The 16,723-nt window shown below is 36.0% G+C and carries 16 protein-coding genes and 1 pseudogene; 10 read left to right on the forward strand and 7 right to left on the reverse strand.

The features are described 5' to 3' along the window. Window positions 1–80: 80 nt before the first annotated feature. From EGI05_RS00170 to EGI05_RS00180, 3 genes are all read right to left on the reverse strand, one after another. Complete coding sequence (locus tag EGI05_RS00170; RefSeq protein WP_123261064.1) at window positions 81–788, reverse strand: hypothetical protein; 708 nt, start codon at window positions 786–788, stop codon at window positions 81–83. 282 nt (window positions 789–1,070) lie between these two features. Next, on the reverse strand, window positions 1,071–1,919 hold the full coding sequence (gene pheA / locus EGI05_RS00175) for a prephenate dehydratase (RefSeq protein WP_123261065.1): 849 nt from the start codon (window positions 1,917–1,919) through the stop codon (window positions 1,071–1,073). 7 nt (window positions 1,920–1,926) lie between these two features. After that, complete coding sequence (locus EGI05_RS00180; RefSeq protein ID WP_123261066.1) at window positions 1,927–2,346, reverse strand: acyl-CoA thioesterase; 420 nt, start codon at window positions 2,344–2,346, stop codon at window positions 1,927–1,929. Window positions 2,347–2,482: 136 nt separating this feature from the next. Between EGI05_RS00180 and dnaA the strand changes: the two genes are divergently transcribed. The 4 genes from dnaA to EGI05_RS00200 all read left to right on the forward strand — a co-directional run bounded on the left by dnaA (window position 2,483) and on the right by EGI05_RS00200 (window position 5,785). Next, a complete protein-coding gene (gene dnaA / locus EGI05_RS00185) occupies window positions 2,483–3,937 on the forward strand; it encodes a chromosomal replication initiator protein DnaA (protein WP_123261067.1) in 1,455 nt (484 codons plus the stop codon). Window positions 3,938–4,038: 101 nt separating this feature from the next. Beyond that, on the forward strand, window positions 4,039–4,506 hold the full coding sequence (locus tag EGI05_RS00190; RefSeq protein ID WP_123261068.1) for a low molecular weight protein-tyrosine-phosphatase: 468 nt from the start codon (window positions 4,039–4,041) through the stop codon (window positions 4,504–4,506). A 73-nt stretch (window positions 4,507–4,579) separates the two neighbouring features. After that, window positions 4,580–5,278, forward strand: a complete 699-nt coding sequence (locus EGI05_RS00195) for an SAM-dependent methyltransferase (RefSeq protein WP_123261069.1) — start codon at window positions 4,580–4,582, stop codon at window positions 5,276–5,278. Window positions 5,279–5,407: 129 nt separating this feature from the next. Beyond that, window positions 5,408–5,785, forward strand: coding sequence for a hypothetical protein (locus tag EGI05_RS00200; protein ID WP_123261070.1), 378 nt, complete (start codon window positions 5,408–5,410; stop codon window positions 5,783–5,785). Window positions 5,786–5,821: 36 nt separating this feature from the next. Here EGI05_RS00200 and EGI05_RS18070 read toward each other — a convergent pair. After that, a pseudogene (locus tag EGI05_RS18070) lies at window positions 5,822–6,337 on the reverse strand (DUF4349 domain-containing protein); the annotation flags it as partial. 18 nt (window positions 6,338–6,355) lie between these two features. Beyond that, complete coding sequence (locus EGI05_RS18075; protein WP_228428517.1) at window positions 6,356–6,673, reverse strand: DUF4349 domain-containing protein; 318 nt, start codon at window positions 6,671–6,673, stop codon at window positions 6,356–6,358. 156 nt (window positions 6,674–6,829) lie between these two features. Here EGI05_RS18075 and EGI05_RS00210 point away from each other — a divergent pair, with 156 nt between their 5' ends. Continuing rightward, complete coding sequence (locus EGI05_RS00210; protein WP_123261071.1) at window positions 6,830–7,897, forward strand: DUF2891 domain-containing protein; 1,068 nt, start codon at window positions 6,830–6,832, stop codon at window positions 7,895–7,897. Here EGI05_RS00210 and EGI05_RS00215 read toward each other — a convergent pair. Further along, window positions 7,894–8,364 carry an Mpo1 family 2-hydroxy fatty acid dioxygenase gene (locus EGI05_RS00215; RefSeq protein WP_123261072.1) on the reverse strand — a complete coding sequence of 157 codons (471 nt, stop codon included), beginning with the start codon at window positions 8,362–8,364 and terminating at the stop codon, window positions 7,894–7,896. The two genes, EGI05_RS00210 and EGI05_RS00215, sit on opposite strands and share 4 nt — an antisense overlap. Before the next feature lie 71 nt (window positions 8,365–8,435). Between EGI05_RS00215 and EGI05_RS00220 the strand changes: the two genes are divergently transcribed. The 5 genes from EGI05_RS00220 to EGI05_RS00240 all read left to right on the forward strand — a co-directional run bounded on the left by EGI05_RS00220 (window position 8,436) and on the right by EGI05_RS00240 (window position 14,329). Next, the gene (locus EGI05_RS00220; RefSeq protein WP_123261073.1) at window positions 8,436–9,281 is read left to right on the forward strand and encodes a helix-turn-helix domain-containing protein; all 846 of its coding nucleotides are present in this window, start codon (window positions 8,436–8,438) and stop codon (window positions 9,279–9,281) included. A gap of 90 nt (window positions 9,282–9,371) precedes the next feature. Beyond that, on the forward strand, window positions 9,372–10,679 hold the full coding sequence (locus EGI05_RS00225) for a TolC family protein (RefSeq protein ID WP_123261074.1): 1,308 nt from the start codon (window positions 9,372–9,374) through the stop codon (window positions 10,677–10,679). Between the two features lie 26 nt (window positions 10,680–10,705). Beyond that, window positions 10,706–11,824 (forward strand): HlyD family secretion protein, encoded by a 1,119-nt coding sequence (locus EGI05_RS00230; protein WP_123261075.1) that lies wholly within the window; start codon window positions 10,706–10,708, stop codon window positions 11,822–11,824. Window positions 11,825–11,917: 93 nt separating this feature from the next. Beyond that, entirely contained in the window at window positions 11,918–13,510 is a 1,593-nt protein-coding gene (locus EGI05_RS00235; protein WP_123261076.1) for an MFS transporter, read from the forward strand. Between the two features lie 114 nt (window positions 13,511–13,624). Next, a complete protein-coding gene (locus EGI05_RS00240; RefSeq protein WP_123262530.1) occupies window positions 13,625–14,329 on the forward strand; it encodes a class I SAM-dependent methyltransferase in 705 nt (234 codons plus the stop codon). Between the two features lie 151 nt (window positions 14,330–14,480). Here the strand turns inward: EGI05_RS00240 and metG are convergent, their stop codons facing one another. Further along, window positions 14,481–16,514 carry a methionine--tRNA ligase gene (gene metG / locus EGI05_RS00245; protein ID WP_123261077.1) on the reverse strand — a complete coding sequence of 678 codons (2,034 nt, stop codon included), beginning with the start codon at window positions 16,512–16,514 and terminating at the stop codon, window positions 14,481–14,483. Window positions 16,515–16,723 lie beyond the last annotated feature (209 nt).

Raw genomic sequence — 16,723 nt, forward strand, 5'->3', positions numbered from 1 at the left:
TATCAGAATGGTAGCAAAAACTAATCCACCACATAAAATGTGATGGATCAGTTATGTAGAGTGATTAAACTGTACTAATATTAGTTGGATACTTTATAAACATAAAAAGATCCGATACTTGATCCCAATAATCCGGCACTAATAACTCCGGAATCTGTAAGTCCAAAGGAAATTTTATCACCTGCCTGGAAAGTATAAAGAGAGCTGATATTGGATTCTGAGATCGTTAAACTCAATACCAAAGGTATAGTAAGCCCACTAAAAGGACGGCTGTCGATAATAGTTGATACACCGGCTCTTGTTCTTAAAATACCGATTCCAGGTCCGCCAGTTAATAAGGAAGCTTGTAAACCTGTTCCTAATCGGAATGAATATCCTACTGCATACACTCCCGCTGATGGAATAGTGTAAGAGTTATCAACGTCTGAGAATAACGCTGAGTTTCCTACGTTTCTTTCACTTTGCAAGAAGTTTACAACTTGAAATCCAGCCGGGAAGATCCCTAAATTCAATAAAGTGATTGGAGCAGTTTTTTTTGCTGCATACACTGAAGCGTTCACTGTACCATCGAAGATAGTCTGTGGAGTTACCTTAACCACCTGAAAGGTTCCTTGGTCAACTGCCAAAACCTGTGCGTTGGTAAGTGTAGGAGATAAAGGAGTGTCCCTGATCTTCGCTGTACCGTTCACGTCAAGCGTCGCTGTGGGCGTTGTTGTATTAATCCCAACCTGTGAAAAAGCGGAAATAGAAGATAGCGCCAAAATTAAAGTACAAATCTTAGTTTTCATGAGTAGTAAATTTTTTAATTAGTTCCTAAAAATTAACAGCAAAAATTATGCCTTATTTTTATTAAATTTTTAATTGTAATCCATATTTATTAGAAATATTTTAATTATAATTTAAATATGTGTTGCGTTTTACCCCATAAATAAATTATTCTTGTGTATGTGAAAAATGTAAATGACTTGTTTGCCTTAATATTTTAAACCAATAAAAAAAAACAATAAAAAATGCTGTCAGTATTTCTGACAGCATGAGTATGCATTTATGTCTTATAAAAGAGTGACAAATTAACCTTCCAACAAGTATTCTTTATAGTTACCAAGGAAATCTATGTCAACGTTGAGTGATTTTAATTCTTCTAAAGCATTTTCATGGAGAATTGGCTCCCATTTTCCAACCACGTTGATGAAAAAGAAATAGTTTCCAAGCCCTGTTTTCAACGTTCTGGATTCAATCTTGCTAAGATTCATCTTTCTCCATGCAAAAACAGATAAAACCTGATGCAAGCCTCCGGCATGATCTTCGGGGAGAGTGATCAGTAGACCTGATTTTTCGCCTAATACATCAAGTTTATGATTATCATAAGAATTCTGTTGCTTGGAAATTATAATAAATCTTGTATGATTCTGTTCAAAATCCTGGATATTCCGGTGAACAATTTTTAAGCCGTATAAATTGGCTGCAAACTGGTTGGCAACAGCAGCAATCTTAAGATCCGGGTTTTCTGAGACATATTTGGCAGCAGCGGCAGTAGATGAAAAATCCTGCCTTTGAACTGTTTTATAATGGGTGTCCAAAAAGTGAAAGCTTTGCGCCAAAGCTTGTGGATGCGAATAAATTTTTTCAGTTTCTTCTACCAAATGATCAGGATGGATCATTAAGTGATGGGCGATCGGCATTATCGCTTCGGCTTCTATCTTTATTGAAGGTGTTTTATATAAATAATCAAGCGTCATGGAAACTGTTCCTTCAATAGAATTTTCAAGAGGAACTACAGCTTTGTCCACCTCGCCGTTTTCAACAGCGATAAAGCAATCTAAAATATTGGCTTGAGGCAAAAGCTCCTCATCTGGGAAAAGTTGTGTAGCAGCCAGTTGTGTGAAGCTGGCTTGCGGACCTAGGAATGCAATCTTCATATGTTTATTATATACTATCTGTTTTCCAGTTTTCTTTGATAAGCTTCATCAGAAAATCCGGACATTTTATGACTTTATTGGTTTGGGCATCGAGAAAAAATAGAGTAGTGGAAGCTTCTGTAATTTTAATTTTTTCTTCATTGAAAATCTCATAGTCGAATTCAATCCTCACTCCCGGAATTTTTTTAACGTAAGTGTGTATTTCTAGTTTTTGATCGTATAAAGCTGGCTTTAAATACTTAATTTTATACTCCGAAACAGGTAACCAAATACCCTGATTTTCAATTTCATCATACGACATTCCTATGCTGCGGAAAAGTTCAACTCTCCCAATCTCAAAGTATTCAGCATAGTTGCCGTAATAGACATATTTCATGGGGTCTGTTTCTCCGTAACGTACTCGTATTGAGTGAGTTGTGTGTATCATTTTAACTGCTAAATTATACATACAAATATATTTTTAAATAATCAATACCTGCAATATTTTTTTTTAAAAATAAAAAATTGGACCTTTGTCTTCCTTCTAAAAAAAATACTAACCATTCAATAATCGGGGCATAAATATGGATGAAAATTTAATGATGATATGGCAGAAATGTCTTCAGTTCATGCGTGATAATCTGAACGCTGCTGAGGATAACTCTGATCTGAAGAAACTTGAGAAATCTTTCGATTTACTGTTTGATAAAGTACAGCCAATTTCATTGGTTGACAATAATCTTACATTAATGGTTCCGAGTGATTTTTATAAGGAGTATATTGAAGATAACTACCTTTCTTTACTTTCTGCTGCCCTGAAGAAAAATATAGGTAAAGGAGTGAAACTTTGGTATTCTGTAATGGAAAATAAGCCGAACGGTTTAGAAAAGCCCGTTACCATGAATATGAAAGGGAAAAGCGTACCAACCCCGAAAGTACAGGAAACAATGCCGCAAGGCTTTTCATCCAATATTGTAAATCCTTTTGTAGTGCCGGGAATCAAAAAAGTGAATATAGATTCTAACCTGAAATCTGATTTCTCTTTTGACAATTACGTAGAAGGGGAAAGCAATAAATTTGCTGCTACAGTAGCGAGATCTATTGCGAAAAGACCAGGAGCAACGGCTTTCAACCCGTTATTCTTATATGGAGGATATGGTGTTGGTAAAACCCACTTGGGACAGGCGGTAGGATTGGAAGTGAAAAGCCAGTTTCCGGACAAAGTCGTATTGTATTTATCCTCTGAAAAATTCATCCAGCAATTCATATCAGCGGCAAAAGCTCATAAACAAACAGAATTTGCCAACTTTTACCAGATGGTGGATGTTCTGATCATTGATGATATCCAGTTCCTTTCAGGTAAATCCGCAACACAGGACAGCTTCTTCCATATTTTTGATTATTTGCATCAGAATGGAAAACAGATCATCCTGACTTCAGATAAGGCTCCGGCAGATATTATGGATATTCAGGACAGGATTGTTTCGCGTTTCAAATGGGGACTTTCCGCAGAGATCAAATCTCCTGATTATGATACCCGTAAGAAAATTATCATTGATAAACTGAGCAGAGACGGAATTGTTCTCACAGAAGATATGCTGGATTTTCTGGCTTCAGAAGCTAAGACCAATGTAAGAGAACTTATAGGAGTAATTAATTCCGTAATTGCATATTCTACCATCTATAAATCAGATTTAAGTTTGGATTTATTGAAGGAAACCATCAATAAAATTGCAGCAAATCAGAAGAAGATCATTAATATTCCTTACATTCAGGAAGTGGTTTGTGATTATTTCGGAATTAAGAGAGAGCAGCTTTTATCTAAAACAAGAAAAAGAGAGATTGCATTACCCAGACAATTGGCGATGTACTTTGCTAAGGAGTTCACGAATGCCACATTCACAAAAATTGGAGAAGAAATGGGCGGAAAAGACCATTCAACAGTAATGTATGCCTGTGAAACGATCAAAGATATTTCCAAAATAGATAAGGAAGTAAAGAAATACGTAAAAGAACTTACGGAAAGAATCAAACATTAAGATTATTAATTAAAATAACAAGAATGGAGAATAATTTTTATTCTTCATTTTTTATTTAGTTTTGTCAGTATCTTTCAACAATTTAAAATAGATGTAGCATCATGAAAATATTAATGGTTTGTCTGGGAAACATTTGCAGGAGCCCTTTAGCAGAAGGCATTATGAAGACCAAGCTCTCACATGATTTTTTTGTAGACTCTGTAGGAACAATTTCCCAGCATGAAGGAGAGCATCCGGATAAAAGAGCTATTAAAACAGCTGCCAATCACGGAATAGATATTTCCAAACAGGTTTCAAGACCAATTACCAATGCAGATCTGAATAATTTTGATAAGATCTATTGCATGGATATCGATGTATACGAAGATGTTATCTCAAAAGCGAAGAATGAAGAACAGCGACAGAAAATCTCTTTATTTCTTGAGGTATTGGGTGATCATAAAAATGCTGAAGTTCCCGATCCGTATTGGGGAGATATGAAAGATTTTGAAGACGTATTTCAATTGCTGGATAAAGGATGTGATAAAATCGCAGAACAGCTCAATAATCCTACAACGCATACCTCATAACCTGGATCTTTCAATTCTTGTATCCATTACCCGAATCTCGTAACCGCTACTCTTTAACTCATAATCTACTACCATGTTATTTCTACTTCCAGCTTATTTATCTGAAAATACACCGATTACCCACTTTTCACCCATTCTGAAAGACTATATCATGCAGACTGACTATTTCTTTGTGGAAAATGAAAAGACAGCCAGAAAAGTCATTAAGTTCTTTGCTCCGGAAAAAAAACAATCGGATTTAAAATTATTTTTACTGGATAAGTATACAGAAAATGCAGATATAAAAGAAGCCCAGGAGTTGATGCTGAAAGGTCAGGATTTCTGTTTATTATCGGAAGCCGGACTTCCGTGTATTGCAGATCCTGGTAATTTAATTGTGAAGTGGTGTCATGAAAAAAATATAAGAGTAATTCCCCTTTCGGGGCCTTCATCAATTATTTTAGCATTAATTTCCAGTGGATTTAATGGTCAGGAATTTACTTTTCATGGCTATCTTCCTATAGATAAAGGAGAAAAGAAAAAACAGATTCTTCATTTGGAGAGTTTGGTTCAGAAAACAGGATATTCTCAACTATTTATGGAAACACCTTATAGAAATAATCAGCTTTTTGAAGACCTTTGTAAGTTTCTCTCTCCGAATACTAAACTATGTATTGCCGCTAATATCAATGATGCAGAGCATGAATTCATCAAAACCAAAATGATAAAGGAATGGCAAAAACACAAACCGGAGCTTCATAAAATTCCGGCGGTGTTTGTTTTAGGAAAATAGTTTTTTCTCTCGCAGATTATGCAGATTAGATATTGAAAAACCTTAAAAGAATTTACTACTTTAACACTTCGTTAACCCATGTTTTGCATACAAATTGGACATTTTTTTAATAATTAAAAAATTAAAGTTATGTCTGATAAAAGATTAGCCGGGATCTGGATAGATACCGAAAAGGCTATTGTAGCAAAAAACCACGATTCCCAAAATACTTCTGAATTTTTTCTTTGTAAACCTGTAAAAGCGGAAATCCAACATGGAAACTCCAGTGAAAATGCCGGGAACAATGCAGAAAGAACAAATAGAATTAAATTCTTTAAAGAAGTGGAAAATTTACTGACCAATACCCAGGAATTATATATTACTGGTCCGGGAGTAACTCAGGAAGAACTGAAACACTATCTTCACGATACTGCCCAGTACAAAAACCTGAAAATTACTTTAGATACTGCACAGCAAATGCCGGAGGAAAAAGTACTGGACACCGTTAAGAATTATTTTAATGTTTAGAATATCAAAAAACCGGATAACAATATCCGGTTTCTTTTATTTTTTCTTTCTTGCCCTCCATTTTTTCCACAGATAAATGATAATTGGAATAATCAGTAAGAATGGCCAAAGTGAAACCAGTCCAAGAATAAAACCTACAAAACTGTTCCAGCCTTCTGTCAGTGAATCAGCGAAACGGCTTCCGAAGCCAATTTTTGAAGTAGCAGAGCTTCTTACTTTTTCTTTATACAAGCTTAGATTCAGGGTGCTGTAATTGACACGGTCATCAATAAAACGAAGCCTGCCTTCTGCGACATCAATTTCGTCTTCCAGTCCTCGTATTTTTTCCTGGATTTCAAGCATATCCTTTGTAGAAGCTGCATTTTTAAGAAGATTGCGGTACTTTTCAAGATATATTTTTTTGTTGGCCAGTTTAATCGAAACATCCGTATATTCTTCTGTAACATCCTCGGAAGAAACTTCTTTTGATACTACAGAACCTAATCCGTCAGAAAAAGAATTAATGAGAGCATCAAAATTTTTATGGGGAACACGGATGATCAGATTTAAATTCTCGTCAGTATCAGTATTTCAGAATTCTTCGGTCTGCACGTATGCCTTATTATTTTTAATAATTTTATTGACCTGTTGATGAGCTTTTTTAATATCACCTACCTGAATGGTCATGTTGCCATTTTTGATCACCTTTTTAGAAACAGTATCTATTTTCTTAGGCGTAACTTCTTGTGGAGGAGGTGGAGCTTCAGGAGAAGCATCAGTCATTGCAGCCACTTTATCATCTTCAATTATCGCCATAGGGGACATAACGGATTCAGGCTGGGCAAGATTTTCAGATTTATTACATTGAATAATAATTAAAAATAATAAAAGCAGGAAAATATTTTTCATAAAAAAGTTTTTATGGATATGATCAAAAACTATGCTCAAAATAAGTTTTCATATAAATTTTTGGAAAAATTATGATGATTTATTTAAATATTTATATGAATTATTGATTTTCTTATTGATTTTTTGAAAGATCAAATAATTTTATATTTTTATTACATGAAAAAAAGTCTTTTAGTATTTGCATTCTCTCCATTTCTAATTTACGCTCAGGAAGCTCCCAAACTTACAGATGAAATGGCAGTGAAGCTTTCCGATAAGCCATTACATTGTATCAATCAGGAATATCCGAATAAAACAGCCCATATCATCAATAATGAAAAAGAAGTTTCTTTATCACCCAAAGACTTGCATCCGAGTTTTTATGGCTGTTTCGATTGGCATAGCTCAGTTCATGGACATTGGATGCTGGTTCGTTTATTAAAGACAAAACCCGGGTTGTCAAATGCAAAAGACATTGAAAGTATTCTGGACCATTCGTTCAGAAAAGAAAATTTACAATCTGAAGCAGATTATTTTACCCAATATCAATTAACTACTACATTTGAAAGAACATATGGTTGGGCGTGGTTGTTAAAGCTGGATGAAGAACTTACTACCTGGAATCACCCGAAAGCAAAAATATGGCACCAGAATTTAAAGCCTCTGACAGATCAGATTTTGAAATCCTGGAAAACCTATTTGCCTAAACAAACCTATCCCAACAGGACAGGAGTACATCCAAATACAGCTTTTGCTATGGGCTTTGCGATAGACTGGGCTAGAGCAAATAAGGATAAGGATTTTGAGAACCAATTGATAGAAAAAGCGAAATATTTCTATTTAAATGACCAGAAAACACCTGCTTATTTAGAACCGGATGGTTCAGACTTTTTTTCTCCCAGCCTTGAAATCGCAGATTTGATGAGAAGAGTGCTTCCTCAAAAAGAATACATAAAATGGCTGAATGGCTTTTACGAAAAACGCAGCCTGGAAAATATAGAAAAGATCCCGGTGGTGAGTGATCTAAGCGATTATCAGACCGTGCATCTTGTAGGATTGTCCTTTTCGAAAGCATGGTGTATGAAAGGAATTGCCAAATCTCTTCCGGATAATCATCCATTAAAAAAGAATTTTCAACAGACAGCGGATAAATTCTTAGCTAATGGTTTACCATTACTTTTCCAGGGGAATTATGGCGGAGATCACTGGCTGGCCAGTTTTGCAGTCTATGCTTTAGAAGATTAATACCTTATTCCCAGTTTTTTTAAAACATAGCCTAAAAGCCAGATCGGGCCTATTAACAGGAATTGCAGGTCTTTTAAGAAAGATGGTTTCTTTCCTTCTATTCTATGTCCTATAAACTGTAAAACCCATGTAACTACGAAGATGATAAGGTAAATAAGCCATGGTTGCTCAAACCGGGTATTGAGGCCATAGGCAAAACTTTCCATCAGAATCATAATGAGAATCATAATAAAACCGATCAGAAAGGAAAGCCTCATATAAAAAAGAGTAATCAAAGCTATTACAACAAGACTTACAAAGCTTATGCAGCCAATGTATATGAGACAAATGGATTTTGAAGGAACAAGAGAAATGAAACCTAACATAGTCCAGAAAATCAAAGGAACACAAATCCAATGGATCAGCTTGTTGATTGTGTTTCTATGGCTTTCAGAGTATTCTGCAAAAAGTAAATCGATCTTTCTCATGGGTTGAAGACTTATCAGTACGAAAATAATAAAATTTTGTAATAGCGTCGGATATTGGTTACATTTGTGTTATGTCTGTCCTAGAAGAATTCGGAGTTGAGATATTCACTCAGCATAATATTTTCGAGAGAATATCTGTCGATAAACCTTTTCGTCCCGACAATCCGGCTTTTGTTTTTGTGAAAACCGGAACCATAAAGCTTCGGCAGCATTTCAGTGATCTGGAGCTTTCGGCGAATATGTTTATGGTGACGGATCCGCAGACCGTGTATGAAATGATTTCCGTAAGCGATGATTTCCAGTCCAGAATGGTATCTTACAAAAGAGAATTTATTTCGGCATTGTCTTTAAAATTCAACAGACTGATTACCTATCGCTATTTCAGGCAGCAGATGAACAGGGGGGTACCCTTTCATGAAGATGAAATGGAAATGGTATGGAAGAGTGTCAATTTTCTGAAGTATATATTAGATTCTGAAACCGGGGTGATCTATAAAAAGGAAATTATAGAGCACCTGTTCTCCGTGTTCTGTTATCAGATGGCCGGAATTATTTCCAAAGAAGATGACAGTTCTATGAGCCGCATGTCCAGACAGGAAGAAATTGTTTTTAATTTTTTGACTGACCTTACCACTTATTATCATACAGAAAGAATGGTGGAATTTTATGCAGAACGTCAATCCATTACAACCAGACATCTTTCATCAGTCGTAAAATCCATTACAGGAAAGTCCGCCAGCGAAATTATCGCTTTGATCGTGATGAATGAAGCTAAAGTACTTTTAAATTCATCAGAAAAACCTGTTTCTGAGGTTTCATCAATGCTCGGTTTCAGTGATCAATATTCTTTTTCTCATTTTTTCAAAAAGCATCTGGAAGTAAGCCCTTCTCAATATCGAAATCAATTCAAAAAGTAAAAATCCTACATTTGAACATCTTTTTCCAAAAATCAAACATTTGTTTGACTTTATAGGTGCTATAACTTTGCATCTGTAAAACAAGGTAAAATGATAAATAACGTAAAAACAGCACTATCCTTAGCGATAGCTCTCATTCCTACGCTGTTTTTTTCACAGGAAAAACAGATGACAGCGAGTGAAGTGGCTGAAATGGCAGTACAAAATCATCAGCAGTTAAAAGTTTCAGCTCAAAATATAGATATAGCCAAACAGCAAACGGATGTGGTGAAACTTCAAAAGCTTCCTACGATAACGGCTTCAACAAGTCAGTTTTATTTAGGAGATGCCGTTGCCATAGATAAGGATTTTTCCAATTCTACGAATATTCCTATGCCGCATTATGGAAGCTCTTATTCCGTACAGGCCACCCAACTTATTTTTAAAGGCGGACTGGTAAATAAATCTATTGAAATGGCAGGTCTTCGCGAGCAATTATCTGAACTTGATCTTGAAAAGAACAAACAGGATGTAAAGTTCTTAGTGATCTCTAATTACCTGGATGTTTATAAAATTTTAAACCAGGAAGTGGTATTTCAAAATAATAAAAAACTTGCTCAGGAAAGGCTAAAGAATATCCAGAAATTTTATCAGCAGGGAATGGTGACAAGAAATGAAGTGATCCGTGGTGAGCTGGTTATTAAAAATCTGGATCAGGGAATTCTGACTTTAGCGAACAACAGAAAAATACTGAACTATAACCTGAATATAGCTTTAGGTTTACCTTCCGGAACTGAAATAATACCTGTAGAGAATCTTTCCAATAAAGAATCCGGCATCGGCTTAGAATATTACATGGAATTGGCGCACAACGATAATCCGTTGTTGAAATCGGCCAAAACGAATATAGATGTTGCCGATAAGAATATTGAAATCATTAAAACTGATAAAATGCCAACTTTAGCTGGATTTGGAGGCTATACGCTGCAACGTCCGATCACGACAAGAAATCCTGTTCTGGATATGTATTCCGGAGGTTGGCAAACAGGAGTGTCTTTGAGTTATAATATTGACAATTTATTTAAAACAAAAGAAAGAATCAAGCTTGGTGAGCTTCAGAAAAATCAGGCGAATGATGCCATGACTTTGGTACAGCAGAATGTTGAGATGGGAGTAAATGCAGCCTATGTAAAATATCAGGAATCCATTCAACAGGCAGAAATTTTAAATGATGCGAAAAAACTGGCGGAAGAAAACTATAAAATCACCGAAGCTAAATATTTGAATCAGTTAGCCGTACAGGCGGAAATGATTGATGCGCAGAATCAAAAGCTTCAATCCGAACTGGATTATGCCAATGCCGAGATCAACGTACTGTATCAATATTATAATCTTTTAAAATCTACAGGCACACTTTAATTTTTACCAACTGAAAAAACAAAACAATGGAAAACAAGGAACAAACTCAAAATACAAACACTCCGGCAACATCAAGCGGAGCGATTAAAAAAAAGGAAACCAGAAAAAATAAGATCAGAGCTATTATTTCAAATCTTATTGTTTTTCTAGTGATCGGTTTCGGATTATTCTGGCTGATCCGTGAATATTTTCACATCGGGGATAAAAGTTATACGGAAGCAGCACAAGTGGAGGAATTTATCAATCCGATCAATACAAGAGTTCCGGCTTATATCAAAGAGATCAAATTTATTGAACATCAACAGGTAAAAAAAGGGGATACCCTTGTTATTTTAGATGACCGTGAAATTGTAACGCAATTGGGTCAGGCGGAAGCTGCATATCAAAATGCATTGGCTCAACGTACAGCAACAAGTTCATCCGTGAATACGGTTTCCAATAATATCAATGTAATGCAATCCAATATTGCAGGTGCAAAGGCCAGACTTTGGAACGCCGAACAAAATTTGAACAGATATAAAAACCTTTTGGCAGCAGAAGCCGTTACCAGACAACAATATGACCAGGTAAAAACTGAGTATGATGCACAAAAAGCAGCGTATGAAACTCTGGTGAATCAAAAGCAGTCGGCTAACCTTTCAACAACTGAGGTAAAAAGCAGACTGGGAATTAATGATGCTGAGATCAAAAGAACGAAAGCGGCGCTGGATATGGCAAAAATTAACCTTTCCTATACAGTAATCACAGCTCCTTATGACGGGGTGATGGGAAGAAGAACCATCTCCGAAGGACAATTGATCCAACCAGGTCAGCAAGTGGCAACAATCGTTTTAAACGGACAAAAATGGGTAACAGCCAACTTTTTGGAAAGCCAGATGCCTAATATAAAGATTGGTGATACAATGATGATGACGGCAGATGCGTTGGGCGGACAGAAGTTTGAAGGAGTTGTAACAGCGATATCCGCAGCTACAGGCTCAAGATATTCAAGTGTGCCTACAGATAATTCCACAGGTAATTTTATCAAGGTACAGCAAAGAATTCCTGTAAGAATTGAGTTTACGGCTTCTAATAAAAAAGAAGAAGTCAATAAACTTCGAGCGGGAATGAATATGAATATTAATATAGCTCAAAAAACCAAATAAATGATAGTCATGGGGAATAGTGAATTTTGCTTTGCAAGTCAATCCTGTAATTTCTGCTCACCATTGACAATTCACAATTCTAACTTCTGAATCATGTACAATAAAGGACTTTTCAATGATTGGGTACCCAAACCCATACAGCTTCTGCTGATCGTATTGATGCTGATGATAGTAATGCCGCTTGGTGGTGTTTACACAGGAAATATCAGCTTTATGGTAGGAGGTACCGGTGCACTTTCCGAGTATTTTTTGTGGGCAAATTACGCTACAACAATCGGGATGGGTGCGGCAATGCCTTTGGTTCTGAGAATGAAGATGAGGTTTAAGATACGTCATAAATTAACCGTGTTGTTTATCCTTTTGGGAGCTCTAAGCTTTGTGAATGCTACGACTTTACAACCAATGGTGATCGTAGCAACTTCACTGTTCATTGGATTTTTCAAAATGATGGTAGCCATTGAACTTTTTTTGCCTTTAATGGTTATGATGGGAAACAGAGGAGTGTTTTATGGGGTTTTCTATGCTTTTGTTTTGACGTTAAGCCAGGTTGCAAGCTATTATGCGGTGGAAGTCTCCATTCTTTATAACTGGCAGCAGTTTTTTATTATAGCATCAGTAATATGTCTGGGAATGGCTTTATTATGCTGGATATTTATGCATAACCAGTATTTTGCACTGAAGGTACCATTATATTATATTGATTGGCTGAGTATTATATTATTTGTTTCCACATTCATGTTTTCAGCATATGTCTTTTCGTTTGGAAAACAACAGGATTGGTGGAATTCTGCAAAGATTATGAATGCGAGTATTGCAGCTTTTGTAAGCTTCGCTTTATTGGCAATCCGCCAGCTTACATTAAAAAGACCTTACCTGTCTTTTAAAATATTCAAGAAAAACAATGTAAGACATGGTTTACTGATGCTGTTGTTGTTGGGAATGTTTTTAGGAACAACTTCCATCCAGAATACCTTTGGAGTTGGTGTTTTAGGGTATGATCAATTAACTAATGCGAAGTTGAATGTTCTGATGGTTCCGGGAATTGTATTAGCAGGAATTGTGGCTGTATTCTGGTTTAAAAAAGAAATACCATTGAAAATGTACATCTTTTCAGGATTTTCAGCCATGTTGGGGTACACCATGATCATGTATTTTTCAATGACATTGGAGTTCAGCTTTGACAGATGGTATTTGCCCATGTTTCTGAAAGGCTACGGAATGGGCTCCTTATTTATCTCCATCTGGTTCTACACCCTGGATAAGCTTGAATTGGATGATATGTTAGCTGCAATTGGTCTTGTGTTGGTATGGAGAACGTTTTTAGCTGTAGGGGTTTTCTCAGCATTGTATTCATGGTTCCAGTATCATTTTCAGATCGTAGCAGTAGGAGATTTGGCGGTTTATGTGGATGGAATGACCATTACGCCGCAAACACTGGCTCCCAATATCAAGCTTGTACAACTCAATGCGATCATCATTGCAAGTAAAAAGATATTCGGATATATTATTTTGGCTGGATTTGGAGTGTTAGGATATGTGTTAACACATCATTTTGGAAGAGAACGCTTCCAATATGTAAGATTTATCAGAATGCTTGGCGGTAAATCCGTTATTGCCAGAAGAAGATTACGGGAAAGAAAAAAAATATTAGAAGAAATAAAAGACGCAGCAGGACCTGTGGTCTAACGAAACCTTGTTTTTCATTTTGGTAAAGCTTCATTTGTATTTTCAATGGAGCTTTACTTTTATAGTTGCTTTAAAAATGTCAAAAACAGTATCTTTGTGCCCTTAAAAAAAGGTATGAAAGATTTAATGGGAAAAGCCATCTGGGATTATTATCATCATGAAAATCCTGAAGATTTGCAGACGGAGACCTCAATTTCTGAGCTGGATGAACTTCCGGTGGATTATCTCTTCAGAGACTTTGATGAGATGAATGAGATCGAACAGAAAGCTCTTCAACTGGCACAGGGGAAAGTTCTGGATATTGGAGCCGGAGCGGGCTCCCACAGTTTATACCTTCAAGATGAAAAGAAACTGGATGTTGTCGCTTTAGATATATCCCCGAAATCCATTGAAGTCTGTCAACTGCGGGGCGTAAAAAATGCCGTCTGCAAAAACATGCTGGATTTTGCCGGAGAAACTTTCGATACCATTGTATTATTGATGAATGGTACCGGTATTTTTGAAAGCCTTGCCAAGATTGATATCTACCTTCAGAAATTACATACGTTATTGAATAAAAACGGACAGATTTTAATCGACAGCACAGATATCCTGTATATGTTTGACCGTGATGAAGACGGCGGAGTATATATTCCTGCCGGTGGATATTACGGTGAGCTGGATTATGTGGTTCATTATAAAGGAGAATCCGAAGATCCCATTAAATGGCTGTACCTGGATTTTAAAACCTTACAAAATGCCGCTGAAAATAATGGCTTTAAGGTTGAAAAGGTGTTGCAAAGCGAAGATTCTTTCCTGGCAAAACTTATTAAGAAATAGTACTGTATTTTGTCATTCTTACGAAGAATCACTTAGTCATTTTATTATGATTGAGATTCTTCATTTTATTACGTTTCATTCAGAATGACATTGTGATCAATAAAAAGAGACTACAATTTTGTAGTCTCTTTTTTATATCTATTATATTGAATTATCCGATCTCAACACCGTTTTCTACCTGATCATCCGGAGTTACAAATGACAGCTTACCATCTGATTTAGTAGTTAAAAGCAACATTCCCTGAGATTCAATTCCTCTGATCTTTCTCGGAGCCAGGTTTAAAAGAATCATTACCTGCTTTCCGATTACTTCTTCCGGAGTAAAGCTTTCCGCAATCCCGGAAACTACCGTTCTCACATCTACACCTGTATCAACTGTAAGTTTTAAAAGTTTGTCAGCTTTTTCCACTTTTTCAGCCTCTATAATAGTAGCTGTTCTCAGGTCGATCTTCGTGAAATCATCAAAATTGATTTGTTCTTTCATAGGAGTAGCGTTAGGATTGGTTTTCTTATTGTTTTGTTTTGTTTGCTCTAATTTCTGAATCTGCGCTTCAATAACGTCATCTTCTATTTGAGAAAATAAAAGCGGAGCTACGTTTATTTTATGGCCTGTTTCAATTAAAACTTTTGAATTTTCAATATCATTCCAGTTCATTTGTTTGACATTGAAAATGTCATAGATTTTCTGTGCTGTAAAAGGAAGGAAAGGCTCAGCTAAATTTCCTAATGCAACAGCGATTTGGGCTCCAATAAATAAAATGTTTTTAGTTTTTTCTAAATCAGTTTTAATGGTTTTCCAAGGCTCTTCATCTGCCAGATATTTATTACCAAATCTTGCCAGATTCATAAATGATGTTAGTGCATTCCTGAATTCATAATTTTCGAGATAATTTTTTATTTCTGTTGCTTTAAAGCCAATCTCTTCAAGTTCAGGAGCATTGATGTCACCTTCTGGGATAACTCCATCAAAGTTCTTATTAATTAAAACAGCAACTCTGTTGATGAAGTTTCCAAAAATTCCAACCAATTCAGAATTATTCTTGGTCTGGAAATCCTTCCATGTGAAATTATTATCCTTTGTTTCCGGCGCAGAAGAAAGAAGAGCATATCTCAGTACATCCTGTTGTCCAGGGAAATCTTCCACATATTCATGGGCCCAAACCGCCCAGTTTCTTGAAGTGGAGATTTTATCGTTTTCAAGATTCAGGAATTCAAAAGCAGGAACATTTTTCGGCATAATGTAATCTCCGTGAGCTTTCATCATTGATGGGAAAATAATGCAGTGGAATACAATATTATCTTTCCCGATGAAATGAACTAAGTCACTTCCTTCACTTTGCCAGTAATCCTTCCAGTCTTTTCCATTCTTTTCTGCCCATTCTTTTGTGAAAGAGATGTACCCGATCGGTGCATCAAACCATACATAAAGTACTTTTCCTTCAGCACCTGGAAGGGGTACAGGAACTCCCCAGTTGAGATCTCTTGTCATAGCACGAGGTTTTAAACCATCGTTCAACCAAGATTTTACCTGTCCGTAAACATTTGGCTTCCAATCATCTTTATGACCTTCAATAATCCATTCGTTCAGGAAACTTTCATATTCATTTAATGGAAGATACCAGTTTTTCGTAGCTTTAAGAACAGGAACATTTCCGCTCAACATCGATTTAGGATTGATCAACTCAGAAGGAGAAAGGGTAGAACCACACTTCTCACATTGATCTCCGTACGCATTTTCATTGCCGCAATTTGGGCATGTTCCCACAATATATCGGTCTGCTAAGAACTCATTAGCCTGTTCATCAAAATACTGTTCAGAAACCTCTTCAGTGAATTTTCCTTTTTCATAAAGGGTTTTGAAGAAATCCTGGCTTGTTTCGTAATGTTTTTTAGAAGTCGTTCTTGAATATTCGTCAAATGAGATTCCCAGATCAGCAAAAGATTTTTTAATGATCTCATGATATTTATCCACAATATCCTGAGGCGTAACGCCTTCTTTTTTAGCTCTGATAGTAATAGGAATCCCGTGCTCATCCGAACCACAGATAAATGCAACATCTTTTCCTAATCTTCTTTGAAATCTCGCGTAAACATCCGCAGGAATATACACCCCCGCCAAATGTCCTATATGAACCGGACCGTTTGCGTAAGGCAAAGCAGCCGTAATCATCTTCCTGTTTGACATTTTATAGTAAAATTTTAACTGCAAAGATAAGGAATATCTAAAGAAAAACAGAACGTACTTTTTTAACGAGTTTTTAACAGTTGGAAGAGTGGAATATTACATTTAGTTAAACAATTGTTTAACTTTTTATTAAAAACATCCTGTTGTTATGTTAAGCATAATTTAACGTAAAAAGATGAGAAACAATATTTTAGTAAAATTTGAACAAT

The organism is Chryseobacterium daecheongense, from assembly GCF_003729955.1.
GTDB classification, from domain to species: domain Bacteria; phylum Bacteroidota; class Bacteroidia; order Flavobacteriales; family Weeksellaceae; genus Chryseobacterium; species Chryseobacterium daecheongense.